This window comes from Mycolicibacterium arcueilense, assembly GCF_058536225.1.
In genome coordinates, this window is sequence record NZ_JBZTYL010000005.1 from 209,345 (window position 1) to 224,448 (window position 15,104).

Annotated in this window: 15 protein-coding genes and 1 pseudogene; 8 read left to right on the forward strand and 8 right to left on the reverse strand. The window is 67.8% G+C overall.

Going from position 1 to position 15,104, the window contains the following annotated elements:
- Positions 1 to 107: 107 nt before the first annotated feature.
- Positions 108 to 704 carry a class I SAM-dependent methyltransferase gene (locus AC4LGL_RS02045; protein ID WP_491837387.1) on the reverse strand — a complete coding sequence of 199 codons (597 nt, stop codon included), beginning with the start codon at positions 702 to 704 and terminating at the stop codon, positions 108 to 110.
- A gap of 4 nt (positions 705 to 708) precedes the next feature.
- Positions 709 to 1,134: a pyridoxamine 5'-phosphate oxidase family protein gene (locus AC4LGL_RS02050; RefSeq protein WP_491837388.1), complete on the reverse strand. Its 426-nt coding sequence runs from the start codon at positions 1,132 to 1,134 to the stop codon at positions 709 to 711.
- Between the two features lie 148 nt (positions 1,135 to 1,282).
- Between AC4LGL_RS02050 and AC4LGL_RS02055 the strand changes: the two genes are divergently transcribed.
- On the forward strand, positions 1,283 to 2,272 hold the full coding sequence (locus AC4LGL_RS02055; protein WP_491837389.1) for an LLM class F420-dependent oxidoreductase: 990 nt from the start codon (positions 1,283 to 1,285) through the stop codon (positions 2,270 to 2,272).
- A gap of 64 nt (positions 2,273 to 2,336) precedes the next feature.
- Complete coding sequence (locus AC4LGL_RS02060) at positions 2,337 to 3,269, forward strand: LysR family transcriptional regulator (RefSeq protein WP_491837390.1); 933 nt, start codon at positions 2,337 to 2,339, stop codon at positions 3,267 to 3,269.
- Between the two features lie 45 nt (positions 3,270 to 3,314).
- On the opposite strand, the pseudogene AC4LGL_RS02065 reads toward AC4LGL_RS02060, so the two are convergent.
- Positions 3,315 to 4,346, reverse strand: a pseudogene (locus tag AC4LGL_RS02065) (YbfB/YjiJ family MFS transporter); the annotation flags it as partial.
- Positions 4,347 to 4,589: 243 nt separating this feature from the next.
- Here AC4LGL_RS02065 and AC4LGL_RS02070 point away from each other — a divergent pair.
- Positions 4,590 to 4,940 carry a hypothetical protein gene (locus AC4LGL_RS02070; RefSeq protein WP_491837391.1) on the forward strand — a complete coding sequence of 117 codons (351 nt, stop codon included), beginning with the start codon at positions 4,590 to 4,592 and terminating at the stop codon, positions 4,938 to 4,940.
- 43 nt (positions 4,941 to 4,983) lie between these two features.
- On the opposite strand, the gene AC4LGL_RS02075 is transcribed toward AC4LGL_RS02070, so the two are convergent.
- Both AC4LGL_RS02075 and AC4LGL_RS02080 read right to left on the reverse strand, forming a co-directional pair.
- On the reverse strand, positions 4,984 to 5,994 hold the full coding sequence (locus AC4LGL_RS02075; protein ID WP_491837392.1) for a zinc-dependent alcohol dehydrogenase: 1,011 nt from the start codon (positions 5,992 to 5,994) through the stop codon (positions 4,984 to 4,986).
- Entirely contained in the window at positions 5,991 to 6,890 is a 900-nt protein-coding gene (locus AC4LGL_RS02080) for an IclR family transcriptional regulator (protein WP_491837393.1), read from the reverse strand. The genes AC4LGL_RS02075 and AC4LGL_RS02080 overlap by 4 nt, the downstream gene beginning before the upstream one ends.
- 58 nt (positions 6,891 to 6,948) lie before the next feature.
- Here AC4LGL_RS02080 and AC4LGL_RS02085 point away from each other — a divergent pair, with 58 nt between their 5' ends.
- The 5 genes from AC4LGL_RS02085 to AC4LGL_RS02105 all read left to right on the forward strand — a co-directional run bounded on the left by AC4LGL_RS02085 (position 6,949) and on the right by AC4LGL_RS02105 (position 11,594).
- Entirely contained in the window at positions 6,949 to 8,211 is a 1,263-nt protein-coding gene (locus AC4LGL_RS02085; protein ID WP_491837394.1) for a sulfotransferase family protein, read from the forward strand.
- A gap of 13 nt (positions 8,212 to 8,224) precedes the next feature.
- On the forward strand, positions 8,225 to 9,487 hold the full coding sequence (locus AC4LGL_RS02090; protein ID WP_491837395.1) for an MBL fold metallo-hydrolase: 1,263 nt from the start codon (positions 8,225 to 8,227) through the stop codon (positions 9,485 to 9,487).
- Positions 9,484 to 10,233 carry an SDR family NAD(P)-dependent oxidoreductase gene (locus AC4LGL_RS02095; protein ID WP_491837396.1) on the forward strand — a complete coding sequence of 250 codons (750 nt, stop codon included), beginning with the start codon at positions 9,484 to 9,486 and terminating at the stop codon, positions 10,231 to 10,233. The genes AC4LGL_RS02090 and AC4LGL_RS02095 overlap by 4 nt, the downstream gene beginning before the upstream one ends.
- 3 nt (positions 10,234 to 10,236) lie before the next feature.
- Entirely contained in the window at positions 10,237 to 11,184 is a 948-nt protein-coding gene (locus AC4LGL_RS02100; RefSeq protein WP_491837397.1) for an LLM class flavin-dependent oxidoreductase, read from the forward strand.
- A 65-nt stretch (positions 11,185 to 11,249) separates the two neighbouring features.
- Positions 11,250 to 11,594, forward strand: a complete 345-nt coding sequence (locus AC4LGL_RS02105) for a cupin domain-containing protein (RefSeq protein ID WP_064885597.1) — start codon at positions 11,250 to 11,252, stop codon at positions 11,592 to 11,594.
- A gap of 1 nt (position 11,595) precedes the next feature.
- On the opposite strand, the gene AC4LGL_RS02110 is transcribed toward AC4LGL_RS02105, so the two are convergent.
- The 3 genes from AC4LGL_RS02110 to AC4LGL_RS02120 all read right to left on the reverse strand — a co-directional run bounded on the left by AC4LGL_RS02110 (position 11,596) and on the right by AC4LGL_RS02120 (position 15,093).
- Positions 11,596 to 11,943: a VOC family protein gene (locus tag AC4LGL_RS02110; RefSeq protein ID WP_491837398.1), complete on the reverse strand. Its 348-nt coding sequence runs from the start codon at positions 11,941 to 11,943 to the stop codon at positions 11,596 to 11,598.
- On the reverse strand, positions 11,940 to 13,589 hold the full coding sequence (locus tag AC4LGL_RS02115; RefSeq protein ID WP_491837399.1) for a DNA repair helicase XPB: 1,650 nt from the start codon (positions 13,587 to 13,589) through the stop codon (positions 11,940 to 11,942). The genes AC4LGL_RS02110 and AC4LGL_RS02115 overlap by 4 nt, the downstream gene beginning before the upstream one ends.
- Before the next feature lie 79 nt (positions 13,590 to 13,668).
- Positions 13,669 to 15,093: an alpha/beta hydrolase gene (locus AC4LGL_RS02120; RefSeq protein ID WP_491837561.1), complete on the reverse strand. Its 1,425-nt coding sequence runs from the start codon at positions 15,091 to 15,093 to the stop codon at positions 13,669 to 13,671.
- Between the last annotated feature and the right edge of the window lie 11 nt (positions 15,094 to 15,104).

Here is a 15,104-nt window from a genome sequence, read left to right on the forward strand (position 1 = left end):
GACACGAATTCCGTTGCGGCAGAACGCCTGTGAAGTAGCTGTGGATTTACTGCGGAACGCTGCGGATTGTGGCCGCCGGCTGTATCGCGGTCTGGTCTTGGGTGACCTTATGCGGTGCGGCGGAACAGATAGAACCGCGCTGCGTTCGCCCCGTTGTGGTCCATCGCCAGCTCGTCCCCGCTGGACAGCAGCGTCCAGTCCGTGCTGAAGCGCCGGAGCACTTCATCGAACCCGATCCCGGGCACACCCATGGATGCGCCCGGGATGAACGCCACGATCAGCAGTTGTGCATCGGGGGCGGCCACTGCACTGACCTCCCGGACGTAGGCGTCGCGGTCCTCGGCGTTCATGCCGTGCAGACAGCCACTGTCGACGATGAGATCGAATCCGCCTCCGATACCTGACCAACTCAGTTGTGTCACATCGGCTTTGGCGAAGACCGCAGGTAGTCCGGCGGCCTTGGCCCGTGCTTTCTTCAGCGGTTTGGCCACGTAGTCGACACCGGTGACCCGCCAGCCGTGTCTGGCCAGGTACACCGCGTTGTCCCCGGTGCCGCAGCCCACGTCGAGCGCGGTCCCGGGAGCCGACAACGCGTGTGTGGTGCCTTCGACGATCGTCATCAGGCTGTGCGCCAACGGGTGGCCGTCCCAGGGGGTGAACCCCACCCGGTACAGCCACCGGAACAAGCGTTGGCGCGAACTCACCGAGTTAGAGCGAACCCAGGTCGGACGACAGCCAGTGCTCGGGCTTGAGGAACACTGCCACGCTGTCGCCCTGCTCGCGGCGGGCGAATTCCAGATACGGCTCCACCTTCTCCGGGGCCAGGTAGCGCTTGGTCATCTCGACGAGTTGCTCGTCGGTGCCGGGCTCGATGCGGTCGATGGCACCGTCGACGGCCACGTAACGCACCGTCGGCTCGAGCCGCTCGACCATCAAGCTCAGATGGCCGGCCGCCTCGATCAGTCGGTGCTTGCGGGACCCGTTACCGGTCAGCAGCCATGGCTGCCCGCCTGGCGTGTACTGGTACCAGATCGGGACGGTCAGCGGACCGCGCTTGTCTCCTGCGTACACCGACAGGGCGGCGATGTGCGGTTCGGCCAGAAATTGCTCGCGTTCATCCTTGGAAAGGGGCATGGTGACAGCCTAGACCGAGTTTGAAAAAACTTGCCGGACAACGTTTTCAGATTATTGCGGACGCTCGGCGGCCAGTTTCTGCCCGGTCCTGGTCAAATTGCGTGTGAGTACTGGCCACTGGGCGCCTGGAGTCGTAAAGTCGGGATCCATGCGCTTTGGACTCTTCATCCCGCAGGGCTGGCGTCTCGATCTCGTCGACATTCCCACCGAAAACCACTGGTCGGTGATGCGTGACCTGGCCGCCTACGCCGATGCGGGCGCCTGGGACTCGCTGTGGGTGTACGACCACTTCCACACCGTTCCGGTACCGACCGACGAGGCCACCCATGAGGCCTGGTCGCTGATGGCTGCGTACGCGGCGACGACGTCGCGCATCAAACTCGGCCAGATGTGCACCGCGATGTCCTACCGCAACCCCGCCTACCTGGCGAAGGTCGCCGCCACCACCGACATCATCTCGGGTGGCCGTGTGCAGATGGGTATCGGCGGCGGCTGGTACGAGCACGAGTGGCGTGCGTACGGCTACGGATTCCCGTCGGCCGGGGTGCGGCTGGGCCGGCTCGACGAAGGCGTGCAGATCATGCGCGACGCCTGGCGGGACGGGCGGGTCAGCTTCGACGGTAAGCACTATCAGGTCGACGGTGCGATTGTGGCCCCGAAGCCACTGCAGGACAACGGTATTCCGATGTGGATTGCCGGCGGCGGGGAGAAGGTCACGCTGCGCATCGCGGCCAAGTATGCGCAGTACACCAACTTCACCTCCGAACCCGAGGGATTCGCGCACAAGTCCGAGGTGCTGGCTGGGCACTGCCGCGACGTCGGCACCGACTACGCCGCGATCGTGCGGTCGGCCAACTTCAACGCCGTCATCGGCGAATCTGAGGCCGACGTAGCCGAACGTGTGGCGCGGCTGCGGGCCCGGCAGGTCCCGGTGGCCGGAGAGGCCGTCGTCGACGCCATGCTGGCGAACGTCACGGCACCCGAATCGGCAAGTGGCACACCTGAACAAGTCATCGAGAAGCTCAAGCGGCTGCGCGACCTCGGGTGTGAGTACGCCATTCTGTACTTCCCCGAGGCCGCGTACGACCGGTCCGGTATCGAGTTGTTCGAGCGTGAGGTCATCCCTGCGCTGGGCTGACTGATGGAACGCGATGTGCCGGGTTAGCTCGATGCCGGGAGGTTTCGCCTAATAGGCTCGGACGGTGGAACTGCGTCAGTTGCGGTACTTCGTGACCGTCGCCGAGGAGCTGAACTTCGGCCGTGCCGCCGAGCGGCTGCGCATCGCCGGACCGTCGTTGTCCCAGCAGATCAAGGCACTGGAGCGCGACCTCAAGGTGCAGCTGTTCGACCGTGACCGGCGCTCAGTTGCGCTGACCCAGGCCGGTGTCGCACTGCTGCCCGGCGCCCGGGACCTGATCCAGCAGGCCGACGAACTACGCGGGCGGGCACAAGGTTTGGCGATGTCCGAGCCGGTGCGGATCGGGTATGTGAACTGGCGCCCGACTGATTTGGCCGAGCGAGCCGCCGGGGCGGCCCGGTTGCGGGTGGACACCTGGGTGATGCCGTCGCATGCGCAGGCAGCGCGGGTCGCCGACGGCACCCTGGACCTGGCGATCTGCTGGGTGCAGAATTCCGACCTCGACGCATTGGGACTCGATGCCCGGTTGATGGGTGTCGACCGGCTGTACGCGCTGTCCACCGGATCGGACGTTACGCCGGTGAACGCCGCCGACGTGTTGGTGCTGGTGGATGCCGACGCCGCGAGCTGGTCCTCGTGGAACCGATACGGGGAACAGTTCGCTGCCGACACCGAGGCGCGCGTCATGCGCACCGACGACGGCGGCGTGACCGGGCCGACCTTCTTCGAACACGTCCGTGAACTGCGGCGACCGGTGCTCAACAACCCCAAGGGGCAGAATGCGACGCTGCCCAAGGACCTGGTCCGCCGTCCGGTGCTGGACCCGGTGCCGCTGTGGACGTGGTCATTGGTCTGGCGCCGCGACGAGGACAGTGCGGCCGTCCGGGCCGTGATCGACGCGTTCACCCGCGACGTCGGGGACTTGGGTGTCCGCAATCAGGGAGTCTGGTTGCCCGCCGACGACCCGTATCGCGATCGCGGTCACCGCGGCGAGTAGCCCCACGACGGCCCCGACGCCGAGTGCGGCCCGAAACCCGTTGTGAACCAAGGGTGAAACCGCGACCGGCCCGAGGATCTGGCCGACGGAGTAACCAGCGGTCAGCAGCGCCACCGCGCCCGGGAACTGCAGCTGCCGCCCCGCCGCCAGCGCCAGCGTGCTGATTCCGATGAAGGTCCCGCCGAACAGAACCGCACCGAGGACGGCCGCGACGCCGCTTCCGGTGCAGGCCAGCCCGATTCCGCCGGCCTGCAACAGCAATGCCCCGGTGAGCAGCACCGGATGCGAGAAGCGGGAACTCAGCCGCGCCCACAACGCGGCTGACGGTATCGCGGCCAGTCCCACCACCAGCCAGGCGGCAGTGCCCAGCCGGCCCGGCGAGTGCTGTGAGATGGCAGCCACCAGAAAAGTTCCGGCGATGATGTAGCCGATGCCCTCCAAGGTGTAGCTACCGAAGAGCAGGGCGAAGGGGCGCCGGGCGGTTTTGCGGTGGTCGGCGTGGGCTTTCCCGTCGCTCGGGGTGGTGCCCGGGCGGATGAACCACGCGGCCACGCTCAACGCCGCGGTGCACCCGGCGGCCAGCCACCACGCACCCTGCCATCCCGCCCGGGGCGGCAGGCCGAACACCAGGGCGGCCGACAGGGCGATCCCGATGCCGACTCCGCCGAACGCCCAGCCGGGCAGATGGGCAGGGTGTCCGTGGAGATGGTCCAGCACCGTGTTGATGGCGATCACGAACACCAGGGCGCTGGCCACGCCGGCGGCCAGCCGCAGCACCATCCAGCCGGCGGCATTGTCGGTCAACGGCATTGCTGCCAGGCTGACCACCAACACGATGAGCGAGACCCGGCACGCCGACATCGAACGGGACAGCCGGGGCGAGAACGCTCCGGCGACCGCACCCACCAGATAGCCGATGTAGTTGGCGGTGGCCAGGTGTCCGGCCGTCTGCGGGCTGAGTCCGGCCTGCGCGGTCATCAGCGGCAGGATCGGGGTGTAGACGAAACGTCCGATCCCCATCGCGGCGGCCAGCACAGCGGCCGTACGGGCGACGTGCATCCAGGGGGCGGTGGGCATTGCCTCATGGTGTCCCAGGTGCGGCCGCACCTGCCACGTGTCATCGCCTTACAGCTGTGAGGCCCAACCTCCCACTGCTGGTCCATTGACGGCGGCCGCGCTTAAAGGTCGTCAAACGTACATCGCGTGACTGGCAGATGGCCGCAAAAGGTATGTCGGGTGAAACGTGCGGTGGATCGGCGCCGTGATGTGTTCCATGATCCCCACGTGACGCTGATATCACGGGAGTTCGGGAGCGGAAGCGTGTCCGCCCCAACAGTCGGGGCCGATGTGGCCGCGGTGCTCAACCCCTTGCCGCGCATGGCTTCCCGCGTGGCCACCCCGATTGACTGTTCCCGGCCCGTGCACAGCGCTGACGTCGCCCAATCGCGCCTGTTCGAGGACATTCTGATCGGCGAAATCGCCGAGCTTCGAGACCTTCTCGCCGCGACCGAACTGCGGTGGCGGCGGCTTCGGGAACGCAGCCGGGTGGCCGAGGCGCCGATGCCCGAAGCGCTGGTCCGGCTGCACGGACGCATCGCCGAGGCCGAGCGGTTGCTCGTCCAACTTCGGTGCCGGTTCGGTTACGAGGGAGATTCACTCCGCGTGATTTGAATTCCGCGGGTGCGCTCAGGACGTGCCGGCGCCGTCGGCGAGGTCAGTCGAATGTCACGACGATCTTGTCGGCGGCGCCGGGCGTCGAGGCGGTGGTGAGTGCTTCGTCGACGCGGTCGAACGGGATGGTGTGGCTGACGATGCGGGCGTACTTCTGCCAGTTGGCGCTGAGATCCCTGGTCACCTCGAAGATCTCGTCCGGGTAGCCCATCGAGCCGACGAACGTGATCTCGTTGCTCATCACCGAGAGGAAGTCGACGGGCACCGGCTCTTTGTGGACGGCCACGACGCCGACCGTGGCGCCTTTCTTGGCCGCGGTCACCGCGGTCTGGATGACGGCCGGCACGCCCGCGGCGTCGAGGTAGATGTCGGTGTCGGACTTGCCTCCGAACATGGCTTCGCCCGGCCCGTGCAGTTCGATGAGGCGCTCGACCACGTTCTCCTTCCCGGAGTGGATGACGGCGTCCGCGCCGATCTCCAGTGCGGTGTCCAGCCGGGCGGCGATGAGGTCGGCGACCACGATGTGTTGCACGCCAAGTGCTTTGAAGGCCAGCGTGGCTCCGAGCCCGATCGGCCCGGCGCCGAAGATGAGCACTTTGTCGGCGGGTTTGGGCGCACACCGGTTGACCGCGTGACGTGCGACGGCCATGGGCTCGTTGAGCGCGGCCACCTCGAACGGGATGTGATCGGGGATCACCTCGACGTGGGTTCCCCGCACGGCGTCGGTGATGAGCAGATACTCGGCCAGCGCGCCCCGGCCGCCGCCGTTGCCGATGATGTCGTGGGGAGAGGCCATCGGGTCGACGACGACGTGGTCGCCGACCTTCAATCCGGTGACGTCGGCGCCCGCGGCGATGACCTCACCGGCGGGTTCATGCCCCAGCGGCATTCGGCCCTGGTGCGGTGGCAGCCCGCCGATCGCGATGTAGAGCGCGTCGCTGCCGCAGATCCCGCACGCACGGATCTTCACCAGCACGTCGCGCGGCCCGACCTCGGGCCGGTCCACCTCGACGACACCCGTGGTTCCGGGGCCGGTCACCATCGCCACCTTCATGCGCTCACTCCTTGTAGACGTTCTTCGATTCGGCGCGCGGCGTCGCAGACGCGTGCGCCCAGTTCATGCACCTGGTCGGCGGTGAGCGCGGCGAACGGCGCTGCGGTCACCGACATCGTCACCAGTCCGTCCGTGTCCCGGACCGGCGCCGAGATGGTGGCGACGCGGTGGGGACCCGAGTCGTCGAGTTCGCCCGGCAGGTAGTCGACGAGGGTGAGATCGGCGAACGACCAGGCCAGGCGCCTGGTGATGGCGTCGGGCTCGCCCTCGCCGGCCAGGGCGCGCAGAGCGGAGTAGACCCGGACGTACTCGGGACTGAGCCGTTCGACGACGTATCCGCGCCGGCGCACCTCTCCGAGGACCGCCGCCAGGCGCTTGCGCAGCCTCGGCGACGGTTGCCCGACGCCGTCCAGCCAGGCCTGCTGAGCCGGCTCGGGGGCCCATGCGACGTAGTCGCGCCCGAACGGTGCGACCAGCGGGATCCGGAAGTCGGTGCCGATACGCGGGGCGGTGAGCGTCTCGCCCACTGTTTCGACGATCTGCAGGTTTGCCCCGTCGCGATGGGCCAGAAGTACCTGTGCGCCAACCGATTCGGAGAGGTGTTGCAGCACCGGCCGGAACCCGCGGTGATTCGCCGGGCGGCCGAGGGCGGCGATGGCCGGCCCGCAGGAGTAGCCCGCACTGTTGTCGTCGCGCACGACCCATCGATGTGCGGCGAGGGTGGTCAGGATGGCATGGCCGGTGGCCCGGCTTATGTCGAGCCGGCGGGAGATGTCGGCGAGGGTGAACGTTCGGTCGGGCTCGGCAGCCAGCAGCTGCATCACGGCGATCACCCGCTCGGTCGGCGGCGACGGCACTTGACTGGCGGTGTTCTGCCGGTCTACGTTCAGCGTCATATTTTCGAACGCTACGTCGAATATTCGACACGCACAAGTCACGCCCGGGGAGTCATCCATGAGCAGCGCCTCCGATGTCATCGAGTTCGACGACCTGGCGGCGCCGCGGCTCACCGAGGCGCAGCGGCAGATCCTCGACTACACCGAGTCCCGCCCGGTCGATCTGGACATCGCGACGATGCTGGCCGAGGCGCGGACGCAGGCCGGAGTCGATGACCTCGACGACACCGACGGCTTCGGTGACCGACTGGCCGCCCATGTCGCCGCGATCGAGGCCGACACCGGCCTGACCCAGCTGGCCAGGATGACCTTGCGCGCCAGGGTGGTTCGCCTGCTGCGCAACCGGCTGTCGCTGACCGATCTGATCAAGCGATACCCCGAGATCGAGTCGATTCCGATCGAGAAGCCCTTCATCGTCGTCGGCATGCCGCGGTCGGGCACGACGCATCTGGTGAACCTCATCGCCGCCGATCCGCGCCGCCGCGCACTGCCGTACTGGGAGAGCCAGGAGCCGATTCCGGCGCTCGGGCGCGGTCCCGACATCTATGGCGTCGACCCGCGCTATGCCCGGGTGAAAGCCGAACACGACGCGCTGATGGCCAGCACCCCGCTGGTGGCCGCCATGCACGACAGGTATCCGGAGGCGATCGAGGAGGAGGTCGAGATCCTCGACCTCGACCTGGCTTCGTATGTCCTGGAATGGCATGCGCGCGTGCCGGATTGGCGGGACTACTACCTGGGGCTGGATCAGACCCGGCACTACGCCTACCTCAAGAAGGTGCTGCAGGCACTGACATTCCTGCGCGGCCCGCGGACCTGGGTGCTCAAGAGCCCCCAGCACTGCGAGCAGCTCGGCCCCCTGATGGCGACCTTCCCGGATGCGACGGTGGCGTTCACGCACCGTGACCCCGTGGCGGTGATCCAGTCGGCCATCACGATGATGGCCTACGGCGACCGGATGCGCCGCACCAGCATCGACCCCGACTGGCTCCTGGACTACTGGAGTGATCGCGTACACCGGCTGCTCAGCGCGTGCGTGCGCGATCGTGAACTGGTGGCGAGCGACCGCAGCATCGACGTCGCCTTCCACCACCTGGGCGGCAACGAACTGCCGTTGCTGGAACAGCTTTACGCCCGCGGGGGAGTCGAGCTGACGTCGAAGGTGCGCAAACGCTTCGAGCAGTATCTCGACAGCAATCCGCGCGGCAAGCACGGTCACATCCGCTACGACCTGCAACGGCACTTCGGCGTCTCGGCCGAGGACCTGCGGGGCCGTTTCGACTTCTACTTCGACCGGTTCGACGTGCGGCCCGAGAGTTGAGGAGACGTCCACGATGAGCGGCGAAACTGTCGAACCGATCTACCGCAGCAGGCCAGGAGCCGGGGCGATGGCACCCGCCTCCGCCGCAGCCGCCGAGCAGGTCGCGCCCGGGCTGTGGTGTTCTCCGGGCCTGTCGAACTCCTACCTGCTGACCACCGCCGACGGCCGCGTGATCATCAACACCGGTATGGGTTTCGAGGGCCCCGTGCACCGGGCCAACTTCGACGCTGTCGATCACTCACCGGTGCGCTACATCATCTTCACCCAGGGTCACGTGGACCACGTCGGAGGTCTGGACAGCGTGCGCGACCCGGACACTCAGGTTGTCGCGCAAGCGAACTGGACCGTCTGGCGGGACGACAACGAGCGGCTGATCCCGTACCGAGCGAGCCGTAGTGCCTTCGCCTTCAGTGAGAAGCTGGCCACCGGCATCCAGGCGATCCAGCAGCGTCTCGGGACTCAGCGCCTGGCCGCCCAGAGCGTGCCCACCGTCGACATCGACTTCGACGAGACCCTGACCTTGGAGGTCGGCGGGCGCCGGATCGAGCTCATCTCGGTGCCCGGCGGAGAGACCACCGACTCGCTGGTGGTCTGGCTGCCGGACGAACGAATCTGCCTGTGCGGAAATACCTTCGGACCGATCTTCGGGCACATTCCCAACCTGGTGACGATGCGCGGTGACCGGTACCGCGACGCGCTCACCGCGATCGCGTCGGTGGAGACGGTGCGTGCGTTGCAGCCCGAACTCCTGGTCACTGGCCACTTCGCCCCGATCGCCGGAGCTGAGCGCATCGACACCGAACTCACCCGACTGCGCGGCGCCATCCAGCACATCCACGACGAGACCGTCGCCGGGATGAACGCAGGCAAGGACGTCGGGACGCTGATGCGGGAGATCACGCTGCCCGCCGAGTACGAGGTCGGGCAGGGCTACGGAAAAGTCGCCTGGGATGTGCGGGCCGTCTGGGAGAACTACTCGGGCTGGTTTCACCACCGCTCGACCACCGAGTTGTATCCGGTGGGGCTCGACGCCGTCACCGCGGACATCGTCGAACTGGCCGGCGCCGAAGCGGTGGTCGACCGGGCCCGGACACACCTGGACGCGGGCCGCCCGGTGCATGCCATCCATCTGGCCGAGCTTGTCGGACCGGGCCATCCGGGGGCTCGCGACGTCCTGCGGCAGGCCCATGAACGCCTGCTGGCCGAGAGCACGAACTTCTGGGAAACCGCCTGGCTCACAAATCAGCTGAGCCGGCTGACAGCGAGGAACTCATGACCGCACGCGTCAACTTCGACTTCACCGGGACCACCGCGTTGATCACCGGCGGCACCAGCGGGATCGGGCACGCCACCGCGACGTTGTTCCGCGATTCCGGAGCCGAGGTGACGATCACCGGTACCAGGGCAGCCGCGACGGATTACGACACCGACCTGACCGGCATGGCCTACCGGCAACTGGTGATCACCGACCACGAGTCGGTGGATGCCGTGGCCGAGAGCTTCGGGAGCCTCGACGTGCTGGTCAACAACGCCGGCGCGAATTTTCCCGGGGGACTGGACGAGTCGAAGCCGGACGGGTTCGACGCGTCGGTGGCGGTGAACCTCACGGGCCCCTACCGGCTGACGGTAGGGCTGTACCGGGCGCTGAGGGCGTCCACCGCAGCGGGCGGCGCCAGTGTCGTGAACCTGGCATCCATGTCGGCCCTGCGGGCGGTGCCGCTGGTTCCCGGCTACGGAGCGGCGAAGGCCGGGATCATCTGCGTCACCCGCAATCTCGCCGTCAAGTGGGCCGACAAAGGTATCCGGGTCAACGCCGTCGCGCCGGGGGCGATCGACACCCCGATGACCGCCCCCATGCAGTTCGCCCCGGAACTGGTGGAGTCCGAACTGTCCCATATCCCGCTGCACCGCTTCGGATCCGTCGGCGAGATCGCCCCCGCGATCGCCTTCCTGTGCACCGAGCAGAGCGCCTACACCTCGGGGACGGTCCTCGTCGTCGACGGTGCTTCGGACTGCGCGTAAGCCATGGCGCTGACGGTACTGCGGTTCAATTTCGCCTCCCCGCAAGGAGACCCACGCACCCAGAGCCGGCTGTTGTCGGCCGCGCTGGAACTGGCGCAGTGGGGTGAATCCAAAGGCATCACGTCGGTCAGCGTCGATGAGCACCACGCCACCGGGCATGGCTGGAGCTCCAATCCGATCATGGCGGCCGCGATGTTCCTGGCCCGTACCGAGCGGCTGATCGCCAGTGTGGACTGTGCACTCGGCCCGCTGTGGAATCCGGTCCGGCTCGCCGAGGACATCGCACTGGTGGACAACATGAGCCGCGGGCGGCTGTTCACCACGGTGGGCCTCGGTTATCGCGAAGTCGAATACGACGCGCTCGGAGTAGATTTCAGTGGGCGTGGCGCTCTGATGGACGACCTGATCACCCGGATGCTCGCGGTCTGGGCCGAAACGGGTACCTGGACCCGGCCACATCCCACGCTGTTCGTCGGCGGTGGAGTGCGGGCCACCGCGCGGCGGGCGGCGCGATTCGGTCTGCCGCTGAGCCTGGTCGACCACCTGCCCGACATCGCCGATCACTACCGGGAACTGTGTGCGCAGCAGGGCGTCAAACCGGCAGTCCTGATGCCCGGGCCGGTCAACCGCGGCATGGTCTACCTGCACGAAGACCCGGACCGGGCGTGGGCCGAACTCGGCGAGCACATCCTGTGGGAGGCGGTCACCTACGGCGGCTGGTCGGTCGATCAGCGCTCGCTCATGCATCTGCCGGGAGTCCGCACGCTGGAGGAGGTCAAGGTGTCGGGCCGGTACCGGATCCTGACGCCCGAACAGCTCATCGCCGAGATCCGCGGCGCCGACCAGTACGGGCCGCTCGTCATGCACCCGCTGGTCGGTGGCATGCCCGTCGACGAGGCGTGGAAGTCGGTCGAGTTGCTCACCGACAAGGTGCTGCCCGCGCTCGGCTGATCCCGTGTCCGATCACATATCCCGACCCACGCCTATGCGACCGCCGGAGGTGGCACGATTTGGGTATGGAGAAGATCTCGCTCACCGCGATTGCCCGTCAGCAGTTGGCCTCAGCCCGCACGGCCAACAGTGGACGCAGTGCACACACCGTCTACGGCGGGCATGAACACCAGCTGCGCCAGACTCTGATCGCGATGACCGAGGGCACCGGGCTCGACGAGCACGAGAGCCCCGGTGAGGCCACGCTGCAGGTGATCGAGGGCCGGGTGAAGTTGGCCAATTCCGACGCCAGCTGGGAAGGATCGCCCGGCGATCACATCGTGATCCCGCGTACGCGTCACAGCCTGCATGCGCTCACCGATTCGGTGGTGCTGCTGACCGTCGTCAAGGCCATGGGGCCGCACACCTGACTCAGCGGTGGCTGAGCACGTTGACCACGTTGCCCGACTGATCGGCGAAGAAGAACCGCCGTACACCCCACTCCTCGTCGCTGAGAGGATGCACGATCTTCAAGCCGGCCTCGACCGCGGCGGCATACGCCGCGTCGACGTCGTCGACCTCGATGGAGACGGACGGGTTGACCGGTGCCGTCGCGTCCTTGGTCATCAGACTCACCTGATGACGGAGTTCCGCGTCGGCCAGGGTGACGATCCAGCCGTGGTTCATCACCTCGGTCAGCCCCAGCGTCTGGGTGTAGGCAGCGGCGGTCGCGGCGAGGTCGGACACCGTGAGCACCGGCATCACCCGCCGCACGGTCATATCGCCGGCCCCAGCAGGTCGTCGGCGTCCTTGATGACGTAGCCGTAGCCCTGCTCGGCCAGGAAGCGCTGGCGGTGGGCGGCGTACTCCGCGTCCAACGAATCGCGTGACACCACGGAGTAGAACACCGCGCCGCCGCCGTTGGCCTTGGGCCTCAGCAACCGGCCCAACCGCTGCGCCTCTTCCTGGCGGGAACCGAAGGTGCCTGAAACCTGAACGGCGACAGAGGCTTCCGGCAGGTCGATGGAGAAGTTCGCCACCTTGCTGACCACCAGCGTGGAGATCTCGCCGCGGCGGAACGCGTCGAACAGGGCCTCGCGCTCGGAGTTCTTCGTCGACCCCTGGATCACCGGCGCGTCCAGTTCCTCGCCCAGTTCCTCCAGCTGATCCAGGTACGCGCCGATCACCAGGGTCGGCTCGCCCGGGTGGCGTTCCAGGATCGAGCGGACCACCGCGATCTTGGTGTGCACCGTCGAGCACAGCTTGTAGCGCTCCTCGGGTTCGGCGGTGGCGTAGAGCATGCGCTCGTTGTCGGTCATCGTCACCCGCACCTCGATGCACTCGGCGGGGGCGATCCAGCCCTGGGCCTCGATGTCCTTCCACGGTGCGTCGTAGCGCTTGGGCCCGATCAGCGAGAACACGTCACCTTCGCGGCCGTCCTCGCGGATCAGCGTCGCGGTCAGGCCCAGCCGCCGCCGGGACTGCAGGTCGGCGGTCATCCGGAACACCGGCGCCGGCAGCAGGTGCACCTCGTCGTAGATGATCAGCCCCCAGTCGCGGGTGTCGAAGATCTCCAGATGCTTGTACTCGCCCTTGGTGCGGCGGGTGATCACCTGGTACGTCGCGATGGTGACCGGCCGGATCTCTTTCTTCTCGCCCGAGTACTCGCCGATCTCGTCCTCGGTCAGCGAGGTGCGGGCCACCAGTTCGCGCTTCCACTGCCGCCCGGCCACCGTGTTGGTGACCAGGATCAGCGTCGTCGCGCCGGCCTTGGCCATCGCAGCCGCCCCGACCAGCGTCTTACCGGCCCCGCAGGGCAGCACCACCACGCCCGAGCCGCCAGCCCAGAACGAGTCGGCAGCCATCTCCTGGTAGTCGCGCAGCGCCCAGCCGTCCTGGGCCAGTTCGATCGGATGGGCCTCGCCGTCGACATAGCCGGCCAGGTCCTCGGCCGGCCAGCCGATCTTCAGCAGCATCTGCTTGACCCGGCCGCGCTCGCTGTTGTGCACGATCACGGTGTCGTCGTCGATGCGCGCACCCAGCATCGGGGCGATCTTCTTGTTGCGCAGCACCTCAGCGAGCACGGCACGGTCGAGGCTGACGAGCGTCAATCCGTGCGCCGGATGTTTGATCAGCTGCAGCCGCCCGTAGCGGCCCATGGTGTCCACGATGTCGACCAGCAGCGGCTGCGGTACCGGGTAGCGCGAGAAGCTGACCAGCGCATCCACCACCTGCTCGGCGTCGTGGCCGGCCGCGCGGGCATTCCACAACGCCAACGGGGTGATGCGGTAGGTGTGCACGTGCTCGGGGGCGCGTTCCAGTTCGGCGAACGGCGCGATGGCGGCACGGGCCGCCCCGGCCTGCTCGTGGTCGACCTCGAGCAGCACCGTCTTGTCGGACTGCACGATCAGTGGGCCGTCAGTCATTCGCGGGATCCCATCCACTCATCGCGCATCGCGGGAGAATTCATCGGATCCATTATCCCGAATCGGCCGACGCGCGCATTCAGCGCGGGGCAGCGGTCGGTGCCGGCGGCGGTGCACCACCGGCCGGGAGTGGCACCTGCGGCACTCCCGGGGTACCGACCGCACCGGCCAGCCAGGGCAGCGTGGTGTTCAACACTTCTTCGGCGAACGGCCAGTCATGCTTGCCCGGCAGCGCCGTGATCGCGCAGGCGATGCCGTGGCTGCGGCCCAGGTCGCACAGGGTGTGCGCAGCCTCGGTCTGATCGCCGGGGTTGCCCCCGGCGTCCTGGCCGCCGAGGCCCACCGCATCGGGATTGGCCGGATGCGCCCCGTGTTTGACCGGGGCGTCCGAGGAGATGACGAACCAGCCGGACACGCCGTGGTAGCCGCCGTGTTTGTCGATCACCGTGGCCGGGTCGAAGGTGGCCCAGGCCGCGGCGTTCCCGCCGTGCAGGCGCGCGATGGTCTGCTCCCTGGTGCCCGCGTTCGGGCCGGTGTCCCCGGCGATGTCGACGAACGAACTGAACAACTCGGGATGCATCACGGTCAGATCCACCGCACACGTTCCGCCCATCGACCAGCCGACCACACCCCAGCCGGCGTCGCGCACACCGAAGGTACTGGTCAGATACGGCGGTACATCCTTGGTGAGATGGTCGGCGACGTTGCCGCGCGGACCGTTGACGCATTCGGTGTCGTTGTTGAAGGAGCCGCCGACGTCGACGAAGACGAACACCGGGGTGTTGCCGCCGTGCTCGGCGGCGAAAGCGTCGATGGTGGCGATCGCGTTGCCGCTGCGCGCCCAATCGGCCGGGGTGTTGAATTCGCCGGCGATCATCATCACCACGGGAAGCGCGGGCGCCGATGGCGCAAACCAGGCCGGCGGTAGGTACACGAGTTCGTCGCGGTGCTTGAAGCCGGACTCGTCGGCGGGAATCGTGACGGACACCAACTCGCCCTGGGACGGAATCTCACCTCGTTGGCGCTGGTCGAGGGCGGTGGCGAGGTCGGTCTCACCCGGTAGCGGGCCGGCCGTCACCTCGTTCCACAGGGCGGTGACCGTGGGGAAGTAGCCGACCCAGAGGTTGACCGCGACGCCCACGCTGAGCAGGCACAACGGAACTGCGGCCACCGAGGCGGTCCGTCGGCGCCAGCGGCTGCCGCGCCAACCCAGGGCCAGCACGGCCACGGCCAACCCGGTCAACCCGATCCAGATCCACAGCGCCGCCGGTGCGGGATCGCCCGCGAGCCCCTGCGAATGGACGAACCAGCGGGCCCATGCCGTCAGGGCGACGCCGACCGCGATCGCGCACGGCAGCCAGATCAGGCGCCAGCGCCGGGTGCGCCAGCCGATCGCCGCGATCAGCGCCACGCCTGCCAGCGCCCACAATGTCGGGGGCAGCCAACCGTGCAGCAGCGACACTCCCCGGTATGCCGGGGGTACCTGATCCGCTGCCGTCAACATCGTTGTCACAC

What these genes read in the sequence shown, in the direction of transcription:
- AC4LGL_RS02105 (WP_064885597.1), top strand. Translation starts at nt 11,250, where the DNA reads ATGGAGAAGATCTCGCTCACCGCGATTGCCCGTCAGCAGTTGGCCTCA.
- AC4LGL_RS02120 (WP_491837561.1), bottom strand. Translation starts at nt 15,093, where the DNA reads ATGTTGACGGCAGCGGATCAGGTACCCCCGGCATACCGGGGAGTGTCG.
- AC4LGL_RS02100 (WP_491837397.1), top strand. Translation starts at nt 10,237, where the DNA reads ATGGCGCTGACGGTACTGCGGTTCAATTTCGCCTCCCCGCAAGGAGAC.
- AC4LGL_RS02110 (WP_491837398.1), bottom strand. Translation starts at nt 11,943, where the DNA reads ATGACCGTGCGGCGGGTGATGCCGGTGCTCACGGTGTCCGACCTCGCC.
- AC4LGL_RS02075 (WP_491837392.1), bottom strand. Translation starts at nt 5,994, where the DNA reads ATGAAGGTGGCGATGGTGACCGGCCCCGGAACCACGGGTGTCGTCGAG.
- AC4LGL_RS02095 (WP_491837396.1), top strand. Translation starts at nt 9,484, where the DNA reads ATGACCGCACGCGTCAACTTCGACTTCACCGGGACCACCGCGTTGATC.
- AC4LGL_RS02055 (WP_491837389.1), top strand. Translation starts at nt 1,283, where the DNA reads ATGCGCTTTGGACTCTTCATCCCGCAGGGCTGGCGTCTCGATCTCGTC.
- AC4LGL_RS02115 (WP_491837399.1), bottom strand. Translation starts at nt 13,589, where the DNA reads ATGACTGACGGCCCACTGATCGTGCAGTCCGACAAGACGGTGCTGCTC.
- AC4LGL_RS02050 (WP_491837388.1), bottom strand. Translation starts at nt 1,134, where the DNA reads ATGCCCCTTTCCAAGGATGAACGCGAGCAATTTCTGGCCGAACCGCAC.
- AC4LGL_RS02090 (WP_491837395.1), top strand. Translation starts at nt 8,225, where the DNA reads ATGAGCGGCGAAACTGTCGAACCGATCTACCGCAGCAGGCCAGGAGCC.
- AC4LGL_RS02080 (WP_491837393.1), bottom strand. Translation starts at nt 6,890, where the DNA reads ATGACGCTGAACGTAGACCGGCAGAACACCGCCAGTCAAGTGCCGTCG.
- AC4LGL_RS02085 (WP_491837394.1), top strand. Translation starts at nt 6,949, where the DNA reads ATGAGCAGCGCCTCCGATGTCATCGAGTTCGACGACCTGGCGGCGCCG.